General features: G+C 62.8%; 20 protein-coding genes. 7 read left to right on the forward strand and 13 right to left on the reverse strand.

The genetic code is table 11. The annotated features are described in order from the left end of the window. Positions 1–5: 5 nt before the first annotated feature. Positions 6–929, forward strand: a complete 924-nt coding sequence (locus NGM99_RS13480; RefSeq protein WP_252819723.1) for a DMT family transporter — start codon at positions 6–8, stop codon at positions 927–929. Here the strand turns inward: NGM99_RS13480 and NGM99_RS13485 are convergent. From NGM99_RS13485 to parC, 4 genes are all read right to left on the reverse strand, one after another. Next, entirely contained in the window at positions 902–4,045 is a 3,144-nt protein-coding gene (locus NGM99_RS13485) for an efflux RND transporter permease subunit (RefSeq protein ID WP_252819725.1), read from the reverse strand. The two genes, NGM99_RS13480 and NGM99_RS13485, sit on opposite strands and share 28 nt — an antisense overlap. After that, the gene (locus NGM99_RS13490) at positions 4,042–5,250 is read right to left on the reverse strand and encodes an efflux RND transporter periplasmic adaptor subunit (protein ID WP_252819727.1); all 1,209 of its coding nucleotides are present in this window, start codon (positions 5,248–5,250) and stop codon (positions 4,042–4,044) included. Before NGM99_RS13490 ends, NGM99_RS13485 begins: the two co-directional genes overlap by 4 nt. 40 nt (positions 5,251–5,290) lie before the next feature. Continuing rightward, positions 5,291–5,812 (reverse strand): TetR/AcrR family transcriptional regulator, encoded by a 522-nt coding sequence (locus tag NGM99_RS13495; RefSeq protein ID WP_252819729.1) that lies wholly within the window; start codon positions 5,810–5,812, stop codon positions 5,291–5,293. A 231-nt stretch (positions 5,813–6,043) separates the two neighbouring features. Continuing rightward, positions 6,044–8,308, reverse strand: a complete 2,265-nt coding sequence (gene parC / locus NGM99_RS13500; RefSeq protein ID WP_252819731.1) for a DNA topoisomerase IV subunit A — start codon at positions 8,306–8,308, stop codon at positions 6,044–6,046. A gap of 190 nt (positions 8,309–8,498) precedes the next feature. Here parC and NGM99_RS13505 point away from each other — a divergent pair, with 190 nt between their 5' ends. Beyond that, positions 8,499–9,704, forward strand: coding sequence for an aq_1923 C-terminal domain (locus NGM99_RS13505; RefSeq protein ID WP_252819733.1), 1,206 nt, complete (start codon positions 8,499–8,501; stop codon positions 9,702–9,704). Positions 9,705–9,758: 54 nt separating this feature from the next. Here NGM99_RS13505 and NGM99_RS13510 read toward each other — a convergent pair whose 3' ends face one another. Both NGM99_RS13510 and aspS read right to left on the reverse strand, forming a co-directional pair. After that, the gene (locus NGM99_RS13510) at positions 9,759–10,385 is read right to left on the reverse strand and encodes a pyroglutamyl-peptidase I (protein ID WP_252819734.1); all 627 of its coding nucleotides are present in this window, start codon (positions 10,383–10,385) and stop codon (positions 9,759–9,761) included. Positions 10,386–10,393: 8 nt separating this feature from the next. Then, the gene (gene aspS / locus NGM99_RS13515) at positions 10,394–12,178 is read right to left on the reverse strand and encodes an aspartate--tRNA ligase (RefSeq protein WP_252819736.1); all 1,785 of its coding nucleotides are present in this window, start codon (positions 12,176–12,178) and stop codon (positions 10,394–10,396) included. A 178-nt stretch (positions 12,179–12,356) separates the two neighbouring features. Between aspS and NGM99_RS13520 the strand changes: the two genes are divergently transcribed. From NGM99_RS13520 to rnd, 3 genes are all read left to right on the forward strand, one after another. Continuing rightward, on the forward strand, positions 12,357–13,022 hold the full coding sequence (locus NGM99_RS13520; RefSeq protein WP_252819738.1) for a YrbL family protein: 666 nt from the start codon (positions 12,357–12,359) through the stop codon (positions 13,020–13,022). Between the two features lie 84 nt (positions 13,023–13,106). Then, positions 13,107–14,342 (forward strand): MFS transporter, encoded by a 1,236-nt coding sequence (locus tag NGM99_RS13525; protein WP_252819740.1) that lies wholly within the window; start codon positions 13,107–13,109, stop codon positions 14,340–14,342. Between the two features lie 70 nt (positions 14,343–14,412). After that, positions 14,413–15,564, forward strand: a complete 1,152-nt coding sequence (gene rnd, locus NGM99_RS13530; RefSeq protein WP_252819741.1) for a ribonuclease D — start codon at positions 14,413–14,415, stop codon at positions 15,562–15,564. A gap of 120 nt (positions 15,565–15,684) precedes the next feature. On the opposite strand, the gene ppx is transcribed toward rnd, so the two are convergent. Together ppx and NGM99_RS13540 are read right to left on the reverse strand one after the other, a co-directional pair. Then, positions 15,685–17,199 (reverse strand): exopolyphosphatase, encoded by a 1,515-nt coding sequence (ppx, locus tag NGM99_RS13535; RefSeq protein ID WP_252819743.1) that lies wholly within the window; start codon positions 17,197–17,199, stop codon positions 15,685–15,687. Further along, positions 17,196–19,424 carry an RNA degradosome polyphosphate kinase gene (locus NGM99_RS13540; RefSeq protein WP_435371433.1) on the reverse strand — a complete coding sequence of 743 codons (2,229 nt, stop codon included), beginning with the start codon at positions 19,422–19,424 and terminating at the stop codon, positions 17,196–17,198. Before NGM99_RS13540 ends, ppx begins: the two co-directional genes overlap by 4 nt. A gap of 115 nt (positions 19,425–19,539) precedes the next feature. Between NGM99_RS13540 and NGM99_RS13545 the strand changes: the two genes are divergently transcribed. Both NGM99_RS13545 and NGM99_RS13550 read left to right on the forward strand, forming a co-directional pair. Next, entirely contained in the window at positions 19,540–19,785 is a 246-nt protein-coding gene (locus NGM99_RS13545) for a zinc-finger domain-containing protein (RefSeq protein ID WP_252819745.1), read from the forward strand. Positions 19,786–19,792: 7 nt separating this feature from the next. Then, positions 19,793–20,956 carry an FAD-dependent oxidoreductase gene (locus tag NGM99_RS13550; protein WP_252819747.1) on the forward strand — a complete coding sequence of 388 codons (1,164 nt, stop codon included), beginning with the start codon at positions 19,793–19,795 and terminating at the stop codon, positions 20,954–20,956. 17 nt (positions 20,957–20,973) lie between these two features. On the opposite strand, the gene NGM99_RS13555 is transcribed toward NGM99_RS13550, so the two are convergent. The 5 genes from NGM99_RS13555 to NGM99_RS13575 all read right to left on the reverse strand — a co-directional run bounded on the left by NGM99_RS13555 (position 20,974) and on the right by NGM99_RS13575 (position 25,952). Further along, entirely contained in the window at positions 20,974–21,684 is a 711-nt protein-coding gene (locus tag NGM99_RS13555; RefSeq protein WP_289852478.1) for a TIGR02117 family protein, read from the reverse strand. Beyond that, positions 21,681–22,484 (reverse strand): amino acid ABC transporter ATP-binding protein, encoded by an 804-nt coding sequence (locus NGM99_RS13560; protein ID WP_289852479.1) that lies wholly within the window; start codon positions 22,482–22,484, stop codon positions 21,681–21,683. Before NGM99_RS13560 ends, NGM99_RS13555 begins: the two co-directional genes overlap by 4 nt. 19 nt (positions 22,485–22,503) lie before the next feature. Next, positions 22,504–23,664, reverse strand: coding sequence for an amino acid ABC transporter permease (locus NGM99_RS13565; RefSeq protein ID WP_252819748.1), 1,161 nt, complete (start codon positions 23,662–23,664; stop codon positions 22,504–22,506). Between the two features lies 1 nt (position 23,665). Beyond that, a complete protein-coding gene (locus NGM99_RS13570) occupies positions 23,666–24,856 on the reverse strand; it encodes an amino acid ABC transporter permease (protein ID WP_252819750.1) in 1,191 nt (396 codons plus the stop codon). 67 nt (positions 24,857–24,923) lie between these two features. Continuing rightward, entirely contained in the window at positions 24,924–25,952 is a 1,029-nt protein-coding gene (locus tag NGM99_RS13575; protein WP_252819752.1) for an amino acid ABC transporter substrate-binding protein, read from the reverse strand. Between the last annotated feature and the right edge of the window lie 237 nt (positions 25,953–26,189).

The raw sequence follows: 26,189 nt of genomic DNA on the forward strand, positions 1-26,189 counted from the left end.
AGCCCGTGACCGCGGACGTCCCTCGCCCTCGCCTGTCATCCTATGCGAAGGGGCTGGCTCTCACCGCCTTTGGCGGCTTCATCCTGACATTCGACATTCCGCTTATCCGTGCGGCGCAAGGCGATGCGTGGAGCATCCTTGCAACGCGAACCGCGCTGACGCTTGTCGTCGGACTGATCGGTTGGCTGATCTGGCGCCGCTTCGACCGCAACGCGCCGCCGCTGATACCGGGCGGCAAGGGTCTGCTCGTTGCGCTGTTCTACGGCGCAAGCTCTCTCACTTTCGTGCTTTCGGTGTTCAACACGGCCACCGCGAATGTCGTCTTCATCCTCGCCCTGAACTCGATGTTCGCGGCTCTGCTGTCCTGGGCCTTTCTTAACGAGCGTCCGCGCCTCGGCACCTTGGTTGCCATGGGCGCAACGCTTGTCGGCATCGCCATCATCGTTGGCGACGGGTTGGGGAACGGCCGCATCTTCGGCGACCTGATGGCGGCACTGTCCACTTTCCTGCTCGCTTGCGGCATCACGGTCGCGCGGTCGAGCGGCCGGCCAATGGGTATGGCCGCGATCACCGGTACGGTCCTGCCCTGCATTGTCGCGCTCGCGATGGTGGGCGCCCGGGGTGGATTTGAGATCGAAGTGCCGTTCTGGATCGTCTTCAACGGCGCGGTGGTGACGCCGATCGCGCTGTTCTGCCTGTCCACTGGCCCGCGTTACATATCGGGGCCGGAAGTGGCAATGTTCTACCTGCTCGAAACCGTGCTGGCACCGATCTGGGTCTGGATCATCTTTACCGAGGTGCCCAGTCGGAACACGCTGATCGGCGGCTCGATCCTCATCGGTGCTCTGACAGCGCATTCCGTCTGGCAGCTCTCCGCCGCCAGACGCCGCAGTCGTGCAGTTTACTCCGCCGCGATCGGCATGCCGTGATCGCCGCGCCGCAGGGCGTGGACATTGCTCGGCTCACCGAGATCCTCATCCGGCTCGTCGCGGCGGTTCGGGCGAACCGCCCAGCGGAAGAGCCGTGCCGTCTGGATCGCCGCATCGTCCATGATCGTGTAGAAGGACGGCACGAACACCAGCGACAGGAAGGTCGAGACCAAGAGGCCGCCGATCACCGCGACCGCCATCGGCGCGCGGAACTCGCCGCCATCGCCCAGCGCCATCGCAGCCGGGATCATGCCGGCGGACATGGCGATGGTGGTCATCACGATCGGCCGAGCGCGCTTGCGCCCCGCGTCCACGATGGCCTCATGGCGTGGGATGCCCTGCTTCACCTCTTCCACCGCGAAATCGACGAGCATGATCGCGTTCTTGGTGACGATGCCCATCAGCATCAGGATACCGATCACGACCGGCATGGACACAGCCGAGTGCGTCAGCAACAGCGCGGCAGCCACGCCGCCGACCGCCAATGGCAGCGAGCCGAGGATCGTGAAGGAGTGGAACACCGAGCCGAACAGCAGGATCAGCACCACGAGCACCAGCATCAGGCCTGTCATCATGGCCGTCGCGAAGCCCGAGAACACTTCGCCCATCACCTCGGCGTCGCCCGCCTCCTGTACCCGAATGCCAGCCGGCAGGTTCTTGACCTCAGGCAGCGCCATGACGGTCGCGAGACCTTGGCCTACTTCGATGCCGGGCGGCAGGTCGGCACCGATCAGCACGCGCCGCTCACGGTTGTAGCGTGCGATTGCCGAAGGCCCCTGGCCGAAGCGGATTTCGGCGACGGACGACAGCGGCACAGCCACGCCTGACGGCGTCGGCACCGGCAGCGCACTGACCACCGAAAGATCATCACGCGCCTGCTCCGTCAGCTGGACACGGATCGGAATCTGGCGGTCGCCGACCGTGAACTTGGCGAGGTTCTCGTCGATGTCGCCGATGGTCGCGACGCGCAGCGTCTGCGACAGGGTTTGAGTCGAGATACCGAGCTGTGCCAGGCGATCAAGGTCAGGCACGACCACGACTTCCGGACGGTCGAGCGCTGCGTTCGAGCTGATCGCACGGAACTGGCCGGTCTGAGCCATCTCGCTCTGAACCTTGCGTGCCGCCTCGTCCAAGGCCTGCCCGTCCGTGCCCATGATGCCGACGGACAGCGTGCGTTCGCCGCGGTCGTTCACGAAATAAGCGCGCAGGTCGGGAATCTGTGCGAGCTTGGCGAGCAGAGTTTCCTCGATCTGCGCCTGCGTCACGTCACGCTCGGACTTGTGCACGAGATCGGCGACCAGCGTCGCGCGTCGGGTTTCGAGTGTGCCGGTAGGGCTCGCGCCGCCGACCACGTAGACGCCTTCCACGCCGTCGGTATCCCGCACGGCCTTGCTCGCTTCATCCGTCACGCGGCGGGTGTCCTCCAGCCGGCTACCCGGCGGGAGTTCGAGCGAAAAGACGATGCGGCTGGCGTCTTCGCGCGGAATGAAGCCCGAGGGCAGAAACTGCATCGCGTACATCGACACCGCGAAGAAGCCGATGCCTGCGAAAAGCGTCAGCCAGCGAAAGCGCAGCGTGCCGCGTAGCAGCGAGAGATAGCCGCGCAACACGAAGCCTGGCTTCGGCTCCTCGTGGCCGTGCTCACGCAGGAAATAGGCGGCGAGCATCGGCGTGATGAGGCGCGCGACCAACAGCGAGAAGAACACCGCGATCGCGACGGTCAGGCCGAACTGCTTGAAATACTGCCCGGCGATGCCGCCCATGAAGGAAACAGGCGCGAAGACCGCCATGATCGTGGCGGAAATGGCGATCACCGCGAGGCCGATCTCGTCGGCCGCTTCCAGCGAGGCGCGATAGGCAGATTTGCCCATCTTCACATGTCGAACGATGTTCTCGATCTCCACGATCGCATCGTCCACGAGAATTCCGACGACCAGTGTGATACCGAGCAGGCTGACGAGGTTGAGCGAGAAGCCCAGCATGTCGAGCGCCCAGAAGGCAGGGATAATCGACAGCGGCAGTGCCACAGCTGAAACAAGCGTCGCCCGGACATCGCGCAGGAACAGGAACACCACGACCACCGACAGGATCGCGCCTTCCAGCAGCGTTTCCATGGCCGAGTCGAAGTTGCCGACCGTGTAGGACACGGAGTCGTCGACCTTGGAGATCTTCACCTCGGGATGCGCGGCCTGAAGATCGGCGATCGCCGCCTCGACGCGATTGCTCACATCGACGTCGCTTTCGCCCTTGCCGCGGAACACGCCGAACGACACCACCGTCTGATCGCCGATGCGGGCGAAGGAAACGGGGTCGCTCCAAGAGTCGGTCACCGTCGCGATCTCGGACAAGCGCACCGTGCGGCCGCCCGTCAGCGGGATATCGAGCGCGCGCAGATCACCGATCGTCTTGGCACCACCCAGCGTGCGGATGGTCTGTTCGCGATCCGCGAACTTCGCATTGCCGCCGGTGAGGTCGACATTGGAAGCGAGGAGCGCTCGGTTGACGTCGCTGGCGGTGACGTTGAGAGCGCTCAACCGATCCGGGTCGAGCTCGACCTTGATCTCGCGCGTCACCCCGCCGTAGCGGTCCACGCGCGCGACGCCCTTCTGGCCCTGCAGTTTGCGGATCACGGTGTCGTCCACGAACCACGACAGCTCCTCGATCGTCTTGCCCGGCGAGGCAACGGCATAGGTGACGATCGCCTGCCCCTCGACATCGATACGATTGACGATCGGCGTTTCCGAGGTCGCGGGGAGGTCCGTGCGAATGCGCTCGACGGCGTCCTTCACATCGTTGACAGCAGTCTGCGTATCGACTTCCAACCGGAACTCGATCAGTGTCTGAGATTGGCCCTCAGTGATGTTGGTCGTGACGTTCTTGACGCCGGTCAGGTTTGCAACGGCGTCCTCGACCTTTTTGGAAACCTGCGTTTCCAATTCGCTCGGCGCCACGCCGGGGTCCACGACAGTGACGGCAACCAGCGGCACGTCGATGTTCGGAAAGCGCGTGACGGGCAGCGTCATGAAGGACATGACGCCGAGGGCCATCAGCACGAGAAAAAGCAGGATCGGCGGAATAGGGTTCCGGATCGACCAGGCGGAGAAGTTCCAGTTCATTGGACGGTCGCTCCTGCCTGCGCTTCAGCCTCACGCACGGGCGTGATCGCATCGCCGTCGGCCACGAAGGTCCCGGCACGAGCCACCACTTCGGCGCCTTCCTCGATGCCCGACGCCACCTCGATCTTGGTTGCGCCGCGAATCCCGAGCTCGACGGGCGTCGTACGCACTTTGCCATCGGCCACGACCTGCAGAAACGCATCGCGCCCCTGATAGATGACAGCCGACACCGGCACGGCGATTCCCTCATGGCGGTCCACCTCGATCTCGCCGCGCGCGAAATTGCCGACACGCGCCTTCTCATGCTCGTCCAGGGTGACACGGATCGAGCCCAGGCGCGACTGCTGGTTCACTTCGGGCGAAACGCGCCGGATCTTGCCTTTGATGGGTTGATCGAGCCCGGCGAGTCTCACTGCGACAGGCAAGCCCCTGGTCAACCGCGCGAGCGAAGCTTCGGATACGTCGGCGGCCAGCTCGAACTCCGAATTGATGGCGATGCGGAAGAGCGGCCCCGCACTGACGGACACGACACCGCCCAGAGTGGCATCGCGCTGCAGGATCAGGCCGTCGGCCGGCGCGCGAACCTGAGTCTTGTCGATCTGAAGCTGAATGTTGCCGCGTTGAGCGTCGATCACGGCCAGCTGCGCCTGGGAAGCTGAAAGCGCCCGTTGCGCCACGATCAGACGTGCCTTGGCACTATCCGAGGCGTTAAGGGCGTCATCGAGCTGGGACTGCGCAGAAACACCCTTGTTCTTCAATTCCCGCGCACGGCGCAGGGCCTCGCCCGCCTGGCGCACCGCCACTTCGGCGTCGGTGATCTGCGCGCCGACCTGCGCTGCGGCGGCCTCGGCCTGTGCGCGGTTGGCTTCCAGTTCCTTCAACTGCGTGTCGAGCGAGCGCCGGTCGAGAACGGCGAGCACATCGCCCTTTTTCACGACATCGCCTTCGTCTGCGTTCAGTTCGACCACCTGCAGACCAGTGACATCCGTGCCGAGCGCCGCCGTGTCGCGCGCTACGATCGTGCCGGTGACCGTGATGGTTTCACGCAGTTCCTGCCGCCTGGCAGCGACCACATTGATCGACGGCGGCGTTTGGCGCTGGGCGGCAGCGGGCTGCGCTTCGGCTGAAAGCGCGTGCTGCGGCATGGAAAGCGTCGCGGTGCCGAGCAGCAGCGATGCGAGAAGAAGAATTTTGGTCTGTCGCATGGCTCGCTCATCCGGCAAGTCGGGATTGTGGATCACAGGATCAGGTCCGGGTTGCGATTGCGTTGTCACGCGGGCGCAAAAGCGCGCCGAGTGAGACACGGAGCGCGGTCTCGATCTCGTCGAAGGTGATGTTCCGAGAAGGCAGATCGTTGATCGCGATGCCTTCGCCGATAGACATCAGGATGCCGAGCAGGCTTTCCAGCGGAACAACCGGATCGATTTCGCCCGCCTCTATGGCGCGCTCGAGATGCACCCGGAAATCGTTCTCGACATCCATCATGCATTGCAGGCAAGTGTCGCGGACGAGTTCGTTGCGCATGGATTCCGCGCGGATTTCCGTGAACATCGCGGCATTGCCGTCGAGATGCGTGTGGCGGATATGCGCCATGGCGCAGGCAATGATGCCCTCGAAAATCGACGGAGCCTGCTCAATCAGCGCGAACATCTCCGCGTCATGCTTGCGATCCGCCTCGGCGATTGCGGCAATGATTGCTTCCTTGGAAGGAAAGTAGCGATAAAGCGCACCAGGGCTCATCCCGACCTCGGCGCAGATCTGGTGCATAGAGGCACCTTGAAAACCGCTGCGGACGAAGCAGGTCTTCGCAGCCTCCAGAATACGCTTGATCTGAATGTCACGACGCTCCGCGCGGCTCAGGCTTTCTTCGCTTGACCCGTTGGCGTGCGTTTCAGTGTCGAGGAGCATGTATACGGCGATCTCAAAGAGCGAACGTTCATTCTCAAATTATGCGAATGAACGTTCGCAGTCAAGATGCCGCATCGCACAAAATATGTGTCAGCCGAACTTGCCGCTGCGCGGGAAGCCTTTGGGCACCATGCGGCCCGCCGAGCCACGTGGTCCCATCCAGTCTGTCAGTTCGGCGCGCGTCCGCACATGCATGCGGTCGGCCGAGTCTTTCCAGGAAAGGCCGGTCTCCATCATGAACGCCTTGGCATCGACCACACCGCCGTCGCGGAAGCGTTGCAGGCGAACGCCCTTGCCGCGTCCCATTTCCGGCACCTCGGCTGCGGCGAAAACCAGCATCTTCCGGTTCTCACCGACGATCGCCACGTGATCGCCATCCATGGGCAGGCAGCGAACCGCTTCATTCGGCGCTTTCACATTCATCACCTGCCGCCCCTTGCGGGTGTTCGCCACCGTCTCGCTTTCGGGCACTGTAAAGCCGTAACCTTCACGCGACACAAGCAACAGTTTCTGCCCCGGACGATGTACGAAGGCGGTGACAATGGCTTGATCGTTTTCCATGTCCACCATGATGCGGATCGGCTCGCCATGGCCGCGGCCGCCCGGCAACCGGTCCGCGCCGATCGTGTAGAACTTGCCGCCCGTGGTGAAGACGAGGATCTTGTCCGTGGTCTGCGCCGGGAAAGCGAGCTTGAGGCTGTCGCCTTCCTTGAAGGTCAGGCTGGCGAAATCCGAGATGTGGCCTTTGAGCGCGCGCAGCCAGCCCTTTTCGGAGATGACAACCGTGATCGGTTCCTTCTCGATCATCGCGTGGTGGATGTCGGTCAAATCGTGCTCGGGTGCCTGCGCGAAATCGGTGCGGCGGCGACCGAGAAGTGTTTCGGGCCCGAAGGTCTTCGCCGTTTCCTCGATTTCACCACGGATCGTTTTCCACTGCTTGGCGTCCGATCCGAGCAGCGTTTCGAGCTTCTGCTTTTCCTTGGTCAGCGCATCGAATTCCTTGCGGATTTCGAACTCCTCGAGCTTGCGCAAATTGCGCAGGCGCATGTTGAGGATCGCTTCGGCCTGATTGTCGGTCAGTTCGAAGGCGCTCATCAGCTTGGCCTTCGGATCGTCCTCCTCGCGGATGATCCGGATGACCTCGTCAATATTGAGATAAGCGATGAGGTAGCCGCCGAGGATTTCCAATCGCCGCTCGATCTCAGCCAACCGGTGGCGCGAGCGTCGGATCAGTACGTCCTTGCGATGCTCCAGCCATTCCTGCAGCACGGATTTCAGCGACAAGACGTTCGGCACACGGCCGCGCGACAGCACGTTCATGTTGAGCGGCACGCGAACTTCCAACTCGGTCAGCTTAAAAAGCGATTCCATCAGGATGCCGGGATCGACCGTGCGCGAACGCGGCACGAGCACCACGCGCACATCCTCCGCACTCTCGTCGCGGATGTCTTCGAGCAGCGGCAGCTTGCGCGCGATCAGAAGCTCGGCGATCTTCTCGATGAGCCGCGCCTTCTGCACGCCATAGGGGATCTCGGTGACCACCACGACCCAGGTGCCGCGCCCCTGATCCTCCTGCGTCCAAGTCGCGCGCAGGCGGAAGCCGCCGCGCCCGGTGCGATAGGATTCGAGCATCGCTTGGGGCGTATCGACCACGATGCCGCCGGTCGGAAAATCGGGCCCACGCACGAGCCCATCGCCTTCCGCCTGGCTCATCAACTCTTCAATCGGCGTTTCCGGATTGTCGATCAGCTTGACCGCCGCGTTGCACAGTTCGAACGCGTTGTGCGGCGGGATCGACGTCGCCATCCCCACCGCGATGCCCGACGAGCCATTGGCAAGCAGGTTCGGGAACGCACCGGGCAGCACGACCGGCTCCTCGTCTTCCTCGTTATAAGTCAGGCGGAAATCGACGGCATCCTCGGTGATACCCTCCAGAAGCGCCGTCGCGACCTCCGTCATGCGCGCTTCGGTGTAGCGCATGGCAGCCGCGTTATCGCCGTCGATATTGCCGAAGTTCCCCTGACCGTCGACCAGCGGATAGCGAACGGAAAAGTCCTGCGCGAGGCGCACCAGCGCGTCGTAGATCGACTGATCGCCATGCGGGTGAAACTTGCCCATCACCTCGCCGACGATGCGCGCGCATTTCGCGAAGCCCTGGTTCGGCTGAAGGCGCAGCAGGCGCATGGCATGCATGATGCGGCGATGCACCGGCTTCAGACCATCGCGCACATCCGGCAGCGCACGATGCATGATGGTGGACAGCGCGTAGGCCAGATAGCGCTCTTCCAACGCGGCCTTGAGATCGACCGGCTCGATCGATTCGCCGCCGGCGGGCGGAGGGGTCACCTTACCCATAAGATTTTATTCCTTTTATCTCCCCGTTCGAATACCGTAATCGGACATCTCGAACAAGCAGCAGCTTCCAGTTTGCGTTTTCCGCCTATTTCGTTGAAAGCACAGCTGCTTTCATTTTCCGGTCTCATTCTCTCAGCAATGAATCGACCGTTACTTAAAAGACACGAGATACGACCCCAGAGGAAACTGCATGACGCTGAACCAATCGCTTCGACTTCTTTCCATCACAACTGCTCTCGTCGTGCTGCCGAGCCAGTTCGCGTCCGCTCAGGACGCAACCAAGTTCGGCGAGGACCTGAAAGCCGCGCTGACAAAGCAGGGCTTGTCTGCCGAGTGGACAAATATCGAGCAGAACGGTTCACAACTCGTGCTCAAGGGCGTCAGCTTCGGGCTGCCCAAGGGCGCCGCGGCAGCAACCAGCCAGACCAAGCCGATCGGCGACGTGACGCTCGATGGCGTGACGGAACAGGCCGGCGGTTACAAGGTCGAAAAGGTGTCTTTCCCCACCTACTCGACCACCGATCAAGGCATCACCTTCGACTTGAGCGGTGTCTCATTGAGCGGCCTCGAAATCCCGGCGGCCGGCGAGACGGATCCGCTGAAGAGCCTGATGCTTTATGATGCGGCCGATGTCGGCAAGGTGGCCTTCACCTCGAACGGCACCGAGATGTTCACGCTCGACAACCTCAACGTGAAACTCGACCGCGGCACGGAAGGCGCCTTCGGCTTCACCGGCAAGGCCGAGAAGTTCGCAGCCAATCTGGGCGCGATTCCCGACCCGAAGACCAAGCAGGTCGTCGAGGCGCTCGGCTATCAGAACATCGATGGCTTTCTCGAAATGGCCGGCTCCTGGCAGGTTGGCAGCGGCGCGCTGAAGATCTCGCAGTATGATCTGACCGTGAACGATGTCGGTAAGCTCGGCTTCACCTTCGATATCGACGGCTACACGCCGGCCTTCATCAAATCGGTGCAGGATCTGCAGCAGAAGATGGCCGCGCAGCCTGCCGGCTCCGATAATTCGGCGCAAGGCCTCGCTATGCTCGGTCTGATGCAGCAGCTGAAATATGGCGGCATGTCGATCCGCTTCGATGACGACTCGCTGACGGAGAAGGTCATCGACTACATCGCCAAGCAGCAGGGCGTGCAGCCCTCCGACATCACCAACCAGGCCAAGGCGATCGTGCCCTTCGGTCTCGCCCAGCTTCAGATGCCCGACCTGGCCAAGCAGGCTTCGGACGCGGTAAACGCGTATCTCGACGACCCGAAGAGCCTCGAGATCGTGTCGCGCCCGTCCGCGCCGGTTCCGGTCGCGCAGCTTGCCGGCTCGGCTGCAGGCAACCCTCTTGATGTGCTCAAGCAGCTCGGCTTGTCGGTTTCCGCCAATCAGGCGAAATAGGCGACACCAAGACCCTCATCGAAAGGCCGCGTCTTCGGGCGCGGCCTTTTTGATTCAAGCATCCTGCCAGCGGGCGATAGAGGTTTCGATGATGATCTCCGCGCCACGCTTCAGCATGTCGAGCGAGAAGCGTTCGCCGTTCGAGAGCTCGGTGTCGAACGGCGGCACATGGATGAAGCCTGCTACCTTCGGCGCGAAGGGCGGCACATGCATGCCGCGCGAGAGGTAGAAGATGAAGTTACAGAGATAGTCGCCGGCATCGTCCGACAACGCGACCGGAAGCTGCGCCATTTCCAAAGCTCGCTTGATCGCATCGATGGGCAGGGTCGAAAGCAAAGGCCCCTCACCCGCGCGAACGAACGCTTCGGCCGGCACATGACCGGCATTGTCCGGCTTGACCGTACAGACCACGTTCCGCGCGGTCGTCTCGACATCGAAGGCCCGCGAGTTGCGGCTCACGCCGAAATGGATCGCGATGTCAGGTGCGAAGTCGTGGCCCAAGGCTTCGAGACGCTGCGGCACGCTCTGATACTCGACGGCCAGAATCTCGTAGCGAAAGGCCGCGTCCTTGGCGTGGTTCGTACGGAGAGCCGCAATCAGCTCTTCCGTAGGATTGGCCGGCACGCCGGGAAACGAGCCGAAGCCCGTAACGAGGACACGCGGGCGCCCTCGCTCCCCCATAGCACCGCTCAAGCCTTGGGCGGCAGCGGCCGCAGTGCGAGTTCGCGCAGCTGCGTCGGGGTCGCAGGGGACGGTGCACCCATCAGAAGGTCTTCCGCCTGCTGGTTCATCGGGAACAGCGAGATCTCGCGCAGGTTCTTCGCGCCCACCAAGAGCATCACGACGCGGTCGATGCCGGCCGCCATGCCGCCGTGGGGCGGCGCGCCATACTGGAACGCGCGATAAAGGCCGCCGAAGCGCTCCTCCACATCCGCCTTGCTCAGCCCCACCTTCTCGAAGGCCGCGACCATCAGCTCGGGGGACTGGTTGCGGATCGAGCCTGATGCGATCTCGAAGCCGTTGCAGACCATGTCGTACTGATAGGCCTTGATCGACAGCGGATCGGCGCCGTTCAGCGCCTCGAGCCCGCCTTGCGGCATCGAGAAGGGATTGTGCGCGAAGTCGATCTTCTTTTCCTCTTCGCTCCACTCGAAGAAGGGGAAATCGACGATCCAGCATAGCTCGAAACGGTCGCGATCGACGAGGTTCAGTTCCTCACCGGCGCGAGTGCGCGCCTCGCCCGCGAACTTGTAGAACTTGGACGGCTCGCCGGCCACGAAAAAGCAGGCGTCGCCATCCGCGAGACCAAGCTGCGTCCGGACAGCCTCGGTGCGCTCTTCGCCGATATTCTTGGCAAGCGGTCCGGCACCTTCAAGCTTCTCGCCTTCCTTGCGCCAGAAGATATAGCCAAGGCCGGGCTGGCCCTGCTGTTGCGCCCAGGCGTTCATGCGGTCGCAGAAGGCACGGCTACCACCGGTCTTGGCGGGAATGGCCCACACTTCGACCTTCGGGTTCGCAGCGATCATGTTGGCGAAGACCTTGAAGCCCGAGCCTGCGAAGTGCTCGGTCACCGCCTGCATCTCGATCGGGTTGCGCAGGTCCGGCTTGTCGGAACCGTATTTCCGGATGGCCTCGTCGTAGGGAATGCGCGGGAATTTTTGCGTCACCGGCTTGCCCTCGGCGAACTCTTCGAAGATGCCGCGCATGATCGGCTCCATCGTGGTCCAGATGTCTTCCTGCTCGACGAAGCTCATTTCGAGGTCGAGCTGGTAGAACTCACCCGGCAGGCGGTCTGCGCGCGGGTCCTCGTCGCGGAAGCAGGGCGCGATCTGGAAGTAGCGGTCGAAGCCCGCCACCATCAGAAGCTGCTTGTACTGCTGCGGCGCCTGCGGAAGCGCATAGAAGTTGCCGGGATGGATGCGGCTCGGCACGAGGAAGTCACGCGCGCCTTCGGGCGACGATGCGGTGAGGATCGGCGTCGAATATTCGGTGAAACCGACATCCGTCATGCGGCGGCGCATCGCCGCGATGATCTGCGTGCGCTTGACGATGTTCTTGTGCAGCGTGTCGCGGCGCAGGTCGAGGAAGCGATACTTCAGGCGCACGTCTTCCGGGTAGTCCGGCTCACCGAACACCGGCAGCGGCAGTTCCTTGGACGCTGACAGCACTTCCATCTCTAGCGCGAAGATCTCGATCTCGCCGGTCGGCAGGTTCGGGTTCACCGTCTCGGGCGTGCGCGCCTTCACCTCGCCGTCCACGCGGATGACCCACTCGCCGCGCACGGTTTCGGCCGTCTTGAAGCATGGCGAGTCCGGATCGGCGACGATTTGGGTCAGGCCGTAATGGTCGCGTAGATCGATGAAGAGCAGGCCGCCATGGTCGCGAACGCGATGGACCCAGCCGGAAAGGCGGGTGGTCGTGCCCACATCCGCTTTGCGGAGCTGGGCGCAGGTGTGGCTGCGATAGCGGTGCATGAAGTGTTCCGGCGCGAAATGATCGACGGGAGGCCACGCAAAGGGAGGCCAAGTTTGCGCGGGGTTAAGCGCATGGGGCTCAAGAATTGTCAAGGTCGGCAATCTTTTGTTCATTGCCGCCGCGATGAAGCCGGCTTAACAGCGGATCATGTCTCGGAATCTGTTGCAGAAGGTTGATTTGACCGGCTCATCGCCCATCGCCACGGGGGGCGTGCGCGATGTCTACCTGCATCCCGAGTTCGACGATGTGCTGGTCAAAGTCATCCGCGCCGACCGCATCGACGGCCGTGGAGAGCTGACGCAGCTTCGCCGCAAGTGGAAGCCGAACCGCGCCTATGGCTGCTATATCTCGTTTCACCGTGAGCTGAGCGAAACCCTGCGCTTCGCCCGAAACGCCTTCCGCTACGGTCAGCGTGACCTCCCCTTCGCGCCAGCCATCGGTATCGTTGCGACCTCGCATGGACCGGGACTGCTCGTCGGCAAGGTCGCGGCACCTGACGGCAGCCCCGCGCCGACATTGATGGCGCTGGTGAAGGAACGCCGCTTCACGCTGCTCCATCGCCAGAAGCTCGACGCTTTCTTCCAGGAATGCGTCGACTGCCATGTGGTGCTGAACGATGTGCACGCCTCGAACTTCCTCTGGCTCGGCACGGAAGAGGATGGCCGCTTCGTCTGCATCGATGGCCTTGGCGAGAAGATGCTGATCCCCGTCCACCGACTTTCGAAGACCTGGAATACGCGCAAGCTCGTCCGCAAGCGCGAGAAGCTGCTGGAATGGATCGACCGTACAGGGCGCCACGCGGCCGAACGTGCTTCCCGCGCGTTGGAAACCGCAACCGCTTGATGCGGGTGTCAGCGCGGCCGACTCTCTGGTCCAATGCCTGTTCCTTGCTGACACCCTACCCCCGAACCTTTAGCTAGGTTCGGTATGTCTTCCCTCCGCCCCCTCATCCCGCTGCTCGTCGCGGCTGCCATCCTTCTTGGCGGCAACGGCTTGCAGGCGACGCTGATCGCGCTTCGCGGCGCGTCGGAAGGCTTCGGACCGACCGTGATCGGCTTCGTGGGAACGGCCTATTTCGCAGGCTTCCTGCTCGGATGCATTTTCGTCGTACGCCTGATGCGGTCCGTAGGGCACATCCGCTCTTTCGCGACGCTCGCTGCGACGGCCGCCTCCTGCACGCTGATGCTCGTTCTCGTCGTTGACCCGGTCGCATGGGCCCTGATCCGGTTCATGACCGGCTTCTGCTTCGCCGGGCTTTTCACCGTCATGGAGAGCTGGCTCAATTCCGGCTCATCGAACTCGGACCGCGCACGGGTGCTCGCGCTCTACCGCATCATCGACGTGTCCGCCGTGACCGGATCGCAATTCCTGATCCCACTTTTCGGCCCCGGCGGTTTCACGATCTTCGCGGTCATGTCGATGATGATCACCATGTCGCTCGTTCCGGTTTCGATCGCAGACCGGTCCAACCCGAAGGTACCGGACGAGGTAAAGCTCGACCTCCGGCGCGCATGGGCGATCTCGCCGCTGGCGAGCATCGGCTGCATCTCAGTCGGCGTGACGAACGGCGCGTTTCGCACGGTCGGGCCGGTTTATGCGGAAGAGATCGGGTTGAGCGTCACCGACGTCGTCACCTTCATGAGCCTCGGCATCATCGGAAGCGCGCTGGTGCAGTACCCGCTCGGCTATCTGTCGGATCGCTGGGACCGGCGCATGGTCCTCCTGCTCACCACGATCGGCGCCATGATCTGTTCCGTGGCCTTCCTGTTCCTGCCCGGCGAGGATCGCTTTCTCAACTTCGCGCTCGTGTTCGTTTTCGGTGCCTGCGCGATGCCGCTCTTCTCGCTTTCGGCGGCCCACGCCAACGATCGCGCGGGCAAGGACGAGTTCGTGCTTGTTTCGGCCGCACTGATGTTCTTCTACTCGGTGGGCGCCATCATGGGGCCTTATGCGGCATCCGTCGTCATGCGCATCTATGGGCCTCACGCGCTGTTCGGCTTCACGGCGCTCATCTACATCCTCTTCATCGGCGTGACGGTGCTGCGTATGGGCTCGACGCCCGCCGTTCCGGCCGAGCGGCGACGGCGCTTCGTCATGATGCTGCGCACCTCGCTCCTTTTCGGCCGTCTGGCACGCAAGGCCGATGGTCCTCCACAGGGCTGATCGTGCGCGGCTTGACGCAGCGCGCCGTGGGGTGAATGACGAAAGCAAGCCTGCTTAGCCGGAAATGCCTATGCATACGATCACGACACAGTCCGAGCTCGAAGCTGCGATCGAAATTCTGAGGCGCTCAGCCTTTGTCACGGTCGACACCGAGTTCATCCGCGAAACGACTTTCTGGCCCGAGCTCTGCCTGATCCAGATGGCCGCGCCCGGTGCCACCGCGCTGGTCGACCCGCTCGCGCCGGGTCTCGACCTGAAGCCGTTCTTCGACCTGATGGGCGATGAGAGCGTGCTCAAGGTCTTCCATGCGGCACGTCAGGATATCGAGATCATTTTTCACCTCGGCGGGCTGATCCCGCATCCGGTGTTCGACACGCAGGTTGCCGCGATGGTCGCGGGCTTCGGCGAAAGCGTATCCTACGACCAGCTCGTGAGCCGCGTGACCGGCGCCCATATCGATAAATCCTCGCGCTTCACCGACTGGCGCCAGCGCCCGCTTTCAGACCGGCAGCTCGAATATGCGCTGGCCGACGTAACGCATCTGATCGAGGTCTACGAATTTCTCGCCGCGCGACTGGAAAAAGAAGGCCGGTCGAGCTGGGTGAACGAGGAGATGGATATCCTCACCAATCGCGACACCTACGATCCGCATCCTGAGGATGCATGGAAGCGGCTCAAGATGCGCGTGCGCAAGCCGATCGAGCTGGCCGTTCTGCAATCGATCGCAGCATGGCGCGAGCGCGAGGCACGCGAGCGCAATGTTCCGCGCCAGCGCGTGGTCAAGGATGACGCCTTGTTCGAGGTCGCGCAGCAGCAGCCGAAGGATGCAACGGCGCTCGGGCGGCTGCGGACAATTCCCAAGGGTTGGGAACGGTCATCGACAGCCAATGGCCTGATCGCTGCCGTGCAGACGGCCTTGGCGATCCCCAAGGAAGAACTGCCGAAGGTGCCGAAACCGGCGCAAGGGGCGGAAGGCTCGAACGCCGCTTCGGAACTCCTTAAGGTGCTGCTGCGACAGGTCGCCGACCAGCAGGGCGTCGCGGCCAAGGTTCTCGCATCGAGCGATGACATCGACCGGCTGGCGACGGATGGCGAGAAGGCCGAGGTCGCCGCGTTGCATGGATGGCGGCGCGAAGTGTTCGGGGAAAAAGCGCTCCGGCTGGTCCGTGGTGAACTGGCGATGCGATTTTCCGGGAGGAAGATCGTGACATTCGAGGTTTGAGCAGCGGCTCAGGCATTCAGCCTAGGTGGGCGATCCTTTTAGTGGTGGGGGTGGTCTAGCCTCCGCCACAGTGCCGACAAGCAAATCGCTGCTCGCAGCGAGGGAGACGTAGCGGGTTTCTTACCCCACCACTCCCAGGTCCAGTTTCCGCCCGGCCACTTTCGCCAACTGCGCCACACGCCCTTCCGGTCGCTCGCCGTTCAGCGGTGCACAGTCCGCAGGCAAGACAAGAGCTAACCCGCCATCACCACGCTTCTCCCAGCGCATTCTCGGCATGATGCCGGGCATCGAGGCCGTCAGCAGGTACACCACGCGGAACATCGCGCCGAGCAATCGAGCGCGCTCGATGTAGCGCTGCGGCGCGAGAACACGCAATTCCGGCGCAATGTCCTCGTTGAAGATGCCCTCGTGCCGGAAGAGCGGTGCCAAGGCCAGGTAGATGCGGCCGGGGTGATCCACGCCCACGAAGGACGCATGCGCGATGATGTTGAGCGACTGCGCGCCGCGATATTCCGGATGAGCGCGCCAGCCGATATCGGACAAGAGACAGGCAGCATGACGCAAGCGCTTCTCGGTGTCGGTCTCCTCGATGCCGAAGGCTTCGAAGCTTTGATCGGTCCAGTCGAGCAACTCCCGCGCATGGGCGTAGGAACGCGAGCGCAGGAGCGCGAACTCGGCGGCAGCCTCGATCAGCGGATCATGCCCGTGCTCGTCCTGCGGCAATAGTGAGTGCAGAAATCCTTCCCGCACGCCAAGCGCCGACACGACGACCTTGGACGGTTTCATCTGCTCGATGACTTCCGAGAGCACGAGGGCGCCGTAGGGGAGCAGAGCGCGGCGGCTCTTCGAAATCTTCTCGATACCCTTGATCTTGTCGAACTCGCCCTTTCCGACCTGGCGCAGGAAATCGACCGAAGCGTCGGTCAGCATCTCGTAATTGTGCATGACCGTCAGCGGATAATCCGTGGCGTTCATGTGCAGCCGCGCGAGATTCCGCCATGTGCCGCCGACGGCATAGAACGGTCGGCCTTTGCCGAGCTTGAGCGGCGCGGCACCAGACAGGTGCTCGCGCGCGAGCCTCGCTGCGGTTGCAAGCGATCCCTTGGCCATATCCTGCAGACGCAGGCCGCCGAGCGGCAGCGTGATACCCTCGCCGACCGTGTCGTTTTTCACATCGACCAGCTCGAGGCTACCCCCCCCGAGATCGCCAGCGATGCCATCGGCATCGTGGAACCCGGCAATGATCCCGAGCGCCGAATAATAGGCTTCTTCCTTGCCGCTCAGGATGCGGATCGGCGCGCCGAATACCTTTTCCGCACGTTCCACGAAATCCGCGCCGTTCTCCGCCTCTCGCGCAGCCGCGGTCGCGATCACGTACAGCTCTTCGGCACCGGACTGCTCGGCCAAAGCGCGAAAACGTGCGAACTCACTCATGGAGCGCGTAACCGCTTCCGGGTCGAGCCGCCCGGTCGAGACCAGCCCACGACCGAGGCCTGCCAGCATCTTCTCATTGAAGAGAACAGTCGGCGCACGCGCGATGCCCTCGTAGATCACCAGTCGGACCGAGTTCGATCCGATATCGACGATGGCTACCGGCTTGCGCCCGGGTAGCCGTCCCTGCGAGTCGAAATTCATTCGGCCGCCGCTGCCGAAGGGGCAGGATGCGAAGGCAGCTTCTTGCGGCGCTTCACCTGCGCGATCGTCTTCGGCGCATGCGACTTCAGCGCGCCGCCACGGCCCGACAGGCTCGGGTTGGTCATGAAATATTCCTGCGCATTGAATGGCTCCTCGCCTTCCTCCGGTTCGATCCGGCGCGACGTGCCATCGGGCAATACTTCGAAGCTTTGCTGGTTGTCTATCAGGTTGCCCAGCATGATCTGGCCGAGCACCTGTTCATGCACAGTCGGATTGGTGATCGGCACCATGCACTCGACGCGGCGGTCGAGATTGCGCGGCATCAGGTCGGCTGAGCTGATGTAGAGAATGGCGCCATCCGATGGCAGGCCCTGACCGTTGCCGAAGCAGTAGATGCGGCTGTGCTCGAGGAAGCGGCCGACGATCGACTTGACGCGGATATTCTCCGACAAGCCCGGCACCTGCGGACGCAGGCAGCAGATGCCGCGCACGACGAGTTCCACCTCGACGCCTGCCGCGCTCGCCTCGTAAAGCGCATCGATGGTGATCGGATCGACCAGCGAATTCATCTTCATCCAGATGCGCGCCGGCCGCCCTTCCCGCGCATGCACGATCTCCTCGGCGATGTGGCCGAGAATACGGTTGCGCAGCGTGTAGGGCGAGAGCGCGATGCGCATGTCATGCGCGGGCTCGGCATAGCCGGTGATGAAGTTGAAGATCTGCGCCACGTCGCGCGCAATGGTCGGGTCGGTCGTGAAGAAGGAAAGATCGGTGTAGATGCGTGCAGTCTGCGGGTGGTAGTTGCCGGTGCCCAAGTGCACATAATTGCGCAGCTTCGTATCCTCGCGGCGCACCACGAGCGACATTTTGGCGTGGGTCTTCAGCTCCAGGAAGCCGAACACGACCTGCACGCCGGCGCGCTCCAGATCACGCGCCCAGCGGATATTCGCCTCTTCGTCGAACCGTGCCTTCAGCTCGACCAATGCCGTCACCGACTTGCCGGCTTCGGCGGCATCCACCAGCGCGCGGACGATCGGGCTGTCGTTCGAGGTTCGGTAGAGCGTCTGCTTGATGGCGACCACATCCGGATCGGCCGCAGCCTGCCGCAGGAACTGCACCACCACGTCGAAGCTCTCGTAAGGGTGGTGGACGACGATGTCCTTCTCGCGGATGGCCGCGAAACAATCGCCGCCGTGCTCGCGGATGCGCTCGGGGAAGCGCGGATTGTAGGGTTCGAACTTCAGGTCGTCGCGTGAAACGCTGATGATCTCGGAGATTTGGCCGATGGCGAGCGGGCCATGCAACACGCTGACACGGTTGCCGGACACGCCCAGTGCTTCGGACACGAATTCGCGTAGCGAGTCGGGCGTGCCGGAGTCGAACTCGATGCGGATCACCTGCCCGCGCCTGCGGCGCTTCAGCGCGCTCTCGAACAGCCGAACGAGATCCTCAGCTTCTTCTTCCACTTCGATATCGCTGTCGCGAATGATGCGGAACGTGCCCGAACCGTGCACCTCGTAGCCCGGGAAGAGCCTGCCGACGAAGAGGTTCACGACCTCTTCTAGTGGAATGAAGCGCGACACGCCCTTGCGTTCCGGTAACCGGACATAGCGGCGCAACGCGGTGGGCAGGCGCAAAAGCGCGGTCATTTCCGTCTTGTTGCGCTTGTTGCGAAGCTGAAGCGCGATGGTGAAGCCGAGATTCGGGATGAACGGGAACGGGTGGGCCGGGTCGATCGAAAGCGGCGTCATCACCGGAAAGATCGCATCGAGGAAATGCTCTTCCAGCCACGACCGGTCTTCCTTCGCCAGCTGGTCACTCGTGACCAGTTCGATGCCTTCCTTCGCCAGGAGGGTCAGAAGACCGGCAAGGCTCGCATGCTGATCCTCCTGAAGATGCTCGACCTCGATCAGAAGCTGTTCGAGCTGCTGTTCGGGCGTGCGGCCGTCCGGGCTCTTGAGCGCGATGCCCTGCCGCACCTGCCCGGCGAGGCCCGCCACGCGGACCATGAAGAACTCGTCGAGGTTGGCGGCCGAGATGGACAGAAACCGCACACGCTCGAGAAGCGGGTGGCGATCATTGAGCGACTGTTCGAGAACGCGGCGGTTGAACTGCAGCCACGAGAACTCCCGATTGACGAAGCGATCCGGATTGCCGGTCACGCCGCCGGGCTCGGCGGGCGAGAACGCTTCCTGTGCGGGTCGGAACTCGCTCTCGCTGCGGATCGGTCTCTTTGCCTTCAACGCCAACTTCGCCTCCATGCGACTTCTTGCAAAGAAATCGGATATGCTCCAAACGCTGACTTCTTCATGACAGGAATTGCGAGCGGGCGGAAGAATCATGGCTGGCGGAACGATCCCCCACTTCCAGAACGATGCAGGGCACGCCTTCATCACCATCGGCGTCAAGGAATTCATGTGCGTGGGCGCGACACCGCCCTTCGATCATCCGCACGAGTTTCTCGACATGGGCGGCGACAATGAGAAGGTCTGCCCCTATTGCTCGACGCTGTTCCGCTACGACCCCGCGCTGAAGGCCGGAGAGACGGTTCCAGCCGGCGCGCTCTATCTCGGGCGCGCAGCCTGATATCTCAATGACCGAACCCGTGCTGATCGTCGGCGCGGGGATAGCCGGGCTGACCGCAGCGCTCGCGCTCGCCAAGCGCGGCATAAGCGTGCGCATCTTCGAGCAGGCCGAACGGCTGGAGGAAGCCGGCGCAGGCCTGCAACTCTCGCCCAACGCGACGCGTATCCTGATCGAGCTCGGGCTCGGCGAGGCCTTGAAGGCGGTTGCAAGCCAGCCCGAGCGCGTTGCGCTGATTGACGCGCGGTCGAGCCGAGAGCTTGCGACTGTGCGCCTAGGTCAATGGGCGGAAGCGCGTTGGGGCGCACCTTATTACGTGCTTCACCGTGCCGACCTTCAACGTGTGTTGCTGGAAGCGGTCGCCAGCGAGCCGCGCATTGCGCTGACACTCGGCACCCGGATCGAATCCGTCATCCGTGATTCCGCCGGTCTCTCCGTTGTGACTGATGGCCAGCCAGTGGGCGCATCTTTCCTCATCGGCGCCGATGGTGTGCGTTCACGATTGCGCCGTTTGGGTGGAGGCCGAGAGGCCCAACCATCGGGTTTTACGGCATGGCGCGCCACATTCTCGCCCGACCAACTCTCCGGGCTGCCCGCATCGGACGACCATGTCACGGCATTCGTCCATCCACGCGTCCACTGCATCGCTTATCCCGTTCGCGGCGGACAACAATTCAATCTCGCGGGCTTCTCGTCCACGCGAGGCGAGTGCGGCGGCGAAAGGGATTTTCGGGCGTTCGCCGATAGTTTTGCGGGCGCCCTGCCCGCGCTCGCCCAGCTGGCTGCGCAGCGCGCCCGCTGGTCCGCATGGGACGTGAAGCTGGTGCGTCCCATCGATTGGGGAGCCGGTGCGTCCCTTGCGCTCATCGGGGACGCTGCCCATGCGACGACGCCATTCGCGGCCCAAGGTGCGGCGATGGCCATCGAGGATGCGGCCACGCTTGCAATGGCGCTCGCCTCGCACAGTCCGCGTCTTCGCGCTCTCGATGAGTGGCGTCGCGTCCGCACTGCGCGCGTCAATGCGGTTATCAAGCGCGGCAGGCTCAACCGGTTGGCATGGCATGCTGCGGGGCCCGTGGCCTGGGTCCGCGACAGGGTGCTTGCTCGGCGCACACCAGAGGCGCTCGCGGCCGACCTCGACTGGCTTTACGGCTGGCGCATCGGCGACAGCTGATTTGATTGGAGCAGCCTTCAGGCGCCCTTCGAACCTCTTTCCAAACCATTGTGGAGCCGAAGCGACAGCATCGGGCTTTGGGGCAGTGGATTCCACCACCCGGTTTGCAAACCGCCCTGACGCAGCATTGCGCTGCTCCAGGTGTTGCAGCCCATCAGTGCCGTGAAGCCGCCATTCGCTTCGTAGAACAAGTCCGCTGGCCCGTAGCGGGACCCCTCGATGAGGTCAGGTCGCCCGGACGCCTCTGCGCGAAAGCTCTGGCGAATTGAGGTGATGATGTGCTGAAATTCAGCTTCCGGCAACTCGAGCGCAAGGACGCCTTCGCTCTCCGGATCGAATTGGCCGATCAGCGTCACATGCATGACGGAGGCATCGTAGGTCAGGCCCCGAAAAAGCGGACCGGCCTTCAACTGCGACCATTCTGGCGTCTGGGTGTAGAAGGCACGCCCGCCCCATCCGAATGCAATCCATCCGACGTCCGGATGCGTGAGCGGTAGGCCGTCCTCGGCGAGAAAACCGAAGGTCGAGAGAATGTCCGGGTCGGGCGCGAAGGCGATGTCGGTGTGGATCGGATTCGCCAGAACGAGAATGCGCCGCATCGGCACAGCGCTCTTTTCCTTCGACCAAAGCGGGCGCGGGATCAGCGCGCCCAACACGAAGGCGACGATCAGCGTGCCGACCAGCGCTCCAAGTAGACGGAGCGCTGTCAGCCGCCGTGATCGTCTCAATGCAGGATCTGGCTGAGAAACAGCTTGGTGCGCTCGTGCTGGGGGTGATCGAAGAACTCGACGGGCGTGTTCTGCTCGACGATCTGGCCCTGATCCATGAAGATCACACGGTTCGCCACCTTGCGCGCGAAGCCCATTTCATGGGTCACGCACAGCATGGTCATGCCCTCCTCGGCCAGGCCGACCATGGTTTCAAGCACTTCCTTGATCATTTCGGGATCGAGGGCCGAGGTCGGCTCGTCGAAAAGCATGATGCGCGGGTTCATGCAGAGCGATCGGGCAATTGCCACGCGCTGCTGCTGGCCGCCCGAGAGCTGGCCGGGATATTTGTTGGCCTGCTCGGGGATCTTCACGCGCTTGAGAAAGTGCATCGCCACCTCCTCGGCTTGGCGTTTGGGCATCTTGCGCACCCAGATCGGTGCCAGCGTGCAGTTCTCGAGAATGGTCAGATGCGGAAACAGGTTGAAGTGCTGGAACACCATGCCGACTTCGCGGCGCACCTCGTCGATCTTCTTCAGATCGTTGGTCAGTTCCTTGCCATCGACGACGATGCGGCCCTTCTGGTGCTCTTCCAGGCGGTTGATGCAGCGGATCATGGTCGACTTGCCGGAGCCCGAAGGCCCGCAGATGACGATGCGCTCGCCACGCATGACCTTCAGATTGATGTCGCGCAGCACATGAAAGTCGCCATACCACTTGTGCATCGCATCGATCTCAACTGCGACCTCGGTCTTCGACACCTGCATCTTGGCGCGATCAACCGAAAGGTCCTCGGCTGCAACGGCGTTCTCGGTTGCCATGATCCTAACCCCTAACCCCTTAGCGCCTGTAGCCCGTGTCGAGCCGACGCTCCATGAACATGGAATAACGCGACATGCCGAAGCAGAATACCCAAAAGACGAGGCCTGCAAAGATCAGCCCCGTCATGGGTGTCTGCGGCGATGCCCAGGACGCGTCGGAGAAGTTCTGACGAACGATGCCGAGCAGATCGAACATGCCGATGATGTAGACGAGACTCGTATCCTTGAAGAGCCCAATGAAGGTGTTGACGATGCCCGGGATCACCAGCTTGAGCGCCTGCGGCATGACGATGAGGCCCATCTTCTGCCAGTAGCTCAGGCCCAGAGAGTCGGCACCCTCGCCCTGCCCCTTCGGGATCGCCTGCAAGCCGCCGCGGATGACTTCGGCCATATAGGCCGAAGCGAACAGCGAGAAGCCGACCAAGGCCCGCAGGAACTTGTCGAAGCTCGTACCCGGCGGCAGGAAAAGCGGCAGCATCACGCTCGCCATGAACAGCACGGTGATGAGCGGCACGCCACGAATCGTCTCGATGAAAATGACGCTCAACAGCTTGACGACCGGCATCTTCGAGCGGCGTCCGAGCGCCAGGATCACGCCGAGCGGCAGCGACACGACCATGCCCACGAAGCTCAGCACCAGCGTCACCATCAGACCGCCCCAGAGCGCCGTTTCGACGTAGCGAAGCCCGAAATGGCCGCCGAGCAGCAGGAAATAGGCGACGATCGGGAAGGCCACGAAGAAAAGGATGGCATTGAGCGTCTTCTTCGGTACGCGCGGGATCAGCAGCGGCGTGAGAAGAGCCACGAACAGCACGGCCACGAGATAGACCCGCCACCGCTCGTCCACCGGATAGCGGCCGAACATGAATTGCTGGAATTTCGCGCCGACAAAGGCCCAGCATGCGCCGGACCAACCCTCGGGCTGAATGCCGCCGCCCTGCGCCGTCGTCGCGCAGAAGGTGCGATCCGTGCCGGTCCATTGTGCGTTGATCAGCATCCAGTTGATGACCGAAGGCAGGTAGTAGCTCACGATCAGCAGAGCGATCAGGGTGAGCACCGAATCGAGCGGCGTGGCGAACAGATTGGTACGCAGCCAGTGACCGGCACCCCGCTCGCTCGCCGGCGCAGCCTGTGCGTTCACCATCTCCACACGGACATAGGAAAGGTCGTGCTCCTGCATCTTACCTCTCCACCAGCGCGACGCGCGCGTTGAACCAGTTCATGAAGGCGGATGTCACGAGGCTGATGGCAAGATAGATCACGAGCCAAAGCACAACGACCTCGACAGACTGCCCTGTCTGGTTGAGCGTCGTACCGCCGATGGCGACGAGGTCGGGAAAACCGATGGCGATCGCTAGCGACGAGTTCTTGGTAAGGTTCAGATATTGGCTGGCGAGCGGCGGAATGGCGATGCGCATGGCCTGCGGCACGACGACGAGATTAAGCGCGCTTCGCGGTCGCAAGCCCAGCGCATAGGCTGCTTCGGTCTGCCCTTTGCTCACGCCACGGATGCCCGCCCGCACGATCTCGGCGATAAAGGAGGCCGTGTAGAAGGAGAGCGCCAGATAGAGCGAAAGAAGCTCAGGCGCGAGCGTCATGCCGCCGGTCAGGTTGAAGACGGACTTCTTCGGAAAGTCGAGAGTCGCCGGCATTCCGCTGACGAAAAATGCCAGGAGCGGCAGGCCGATCAGCAGGGCGATCGAGGTCCATACGACCGGAAAGCGCTGACCCGTCGCTTCCTGTCGCGCTTTTGCCCGGCTGCGGACGAAGAGCACCAGCGCGATGGCAACGATGAACGCGACCGGGATGAGCCACGCACCCTCGCCCCAGATCACCTTCGGAAAGAAGAAGCCGCGACTGTTCAGGAACGAGCCGAAAGGCAGCGCGATCGAGTCGCGCACGGTCGGCAGCGCGGAAATGACGCCGAAATACCAGAAGAAGATGACGAGCAGCGGCGGAATGTTGCGGAAGGTCTCGACATAGACGGTCGAGATCGCACGGATCAGCCAGTTGCGCGACAGGCGCCCGACGCCCACGATGAAGCCGATGATCGTCGCGGTGACGATACCCATCACGGCAACCAGAATGGTGTTCAGCGTGCCGACCGCGATCGCGCGCAGATAGGTCGAATCGTTGGTGTAGGGGATAAGCGAGAAGGAAATGTCGAAGCCGGCGCGGCTGTAAAGAAACCCGAAGCCCGAAGCGATGTTGGCGCGGCGCAGGTTGGTGATCGTGTTGTCCACGAACCAGGCGATCAACGCGATCAGGGCCAGCGCCACCACGACCTGCGTGATGATCGAGCGGAACCGCGGATTGTAGAGCAGGGCCACGCGCGGCGCGGCAGCACCCATACGGAGGTCTTGCGTTGCCATCACGGCGCTCCGGAAACGAGGCAGAATGGGAGCGGCTCGGAAAGCCGCCCCCGTTTTCCAGAGACGATCAGCGGATCGGCGGTGCGTATTGCAGGCCGCCCTTGGTCCAAAGACCGTTCAGGCCACGTGCGATCTTGAGCGCGCTGCCCGAACCGACATTGCGCTCGAACATTTCGCCGTAATTGCCCACGCCCTTGACGATGTTCACGACCCAATCGTTGGTAAGGCCCAGGTCAGTGCCGATCTTGGTGTCGGCCTCGGTGCCGAGCACGCGGCGGATCTCGGGGTTCTCGGAGTTCTTCATCTCCTCGACATTGGCCTGCGTGATGCCCAGTTCCTCAGCGGTCAGCTGAGCGAAGTAAACCCACTTGACGATATGGTACCACTTGTCGTCGCCCTGACGCACGGCTGGTCCGAGCGGCTCCTTCGAGATGATTTCGGGCAGAACGATGTGGTCGTCCGGGTTGGAAAGCGTCAGACGCGTGCCGTAGAGGCCCGACTGGTCGGTCGTGTAGACGTCGCAGCGGCCCGCATCATAGGCCGCGTTGGCTTCCTCGACCTTCTCGAACACGACGGGGTTATACTCCATCTTGTTCGCCTTGAAGTAGTCGGCGAGGTTCAGCTCGGTGGTCGTACCCGACTGCACGCAGACGGAAGCGCCGGAAAGCTGAAGCGCGGAGTTCACGCCGGGGATCTTCTTCGAGTTCAGCATGAAGCCCTGGCCGTCATAATAGGTGACGCCCACGAAATTCAGGCCGAGCGCGGTGTCGCGGTTCACGGTCCAGGTCGTATTACGCGACAGGATGTCCACCTCGCCCGACTGAAGCGCGGTGAAACGCTCCTTGGCGCTCAGCGGCGAGAAGCGGACCTTGGTCGCGTCACCGAAAACTGCGGCCGCCACGGCACGGCAGAAATCGGCGTCGATGCCGGTCCACTCGCCCTTGTCGTCCGGCGCGGAGAAGCCGGCCAAACCGGTATTGACGCCGCACTGGAGAAAGCCCTTGGCCTTCACATCGCTGAGCGTGTCGGCGGATGCTGCCGAAGCGCCGAGCGCAAGCAGAGCCGTGCCCAGCGCAGCTTTGATGATGGTCTTCATTCCCGTTGCAATCCTTTTCCCGTTGTCTGCCGAAGACGTCCCGTCTTTCAGCCACCCTGCAAGGTTCCCCGCCAGCAACATTCTTCAACCGTTGCCGGCTGCGGCTGCTCTCAATGTGTGCAGTGCATCGAAAGCGATTATTCCACGCAGGTCAAGCACTATGCGCCAGCACTCTCATTCCCCACCGGAACATGTTTCCGATGCTTGCGCCCATCGGGTTTCTGGACTTATGGCCGC

The organism is Mesorhizobium liriopis (assembly GCF_024053505.1).
GTDB classification, from domain to species: Bacteria; Pseudomonadota; Alphaproteobacteria; order Rhizobiales; family Rhizobiaceae; genus Mesorhizobium_B; species Mesorhizobium_B liriopis.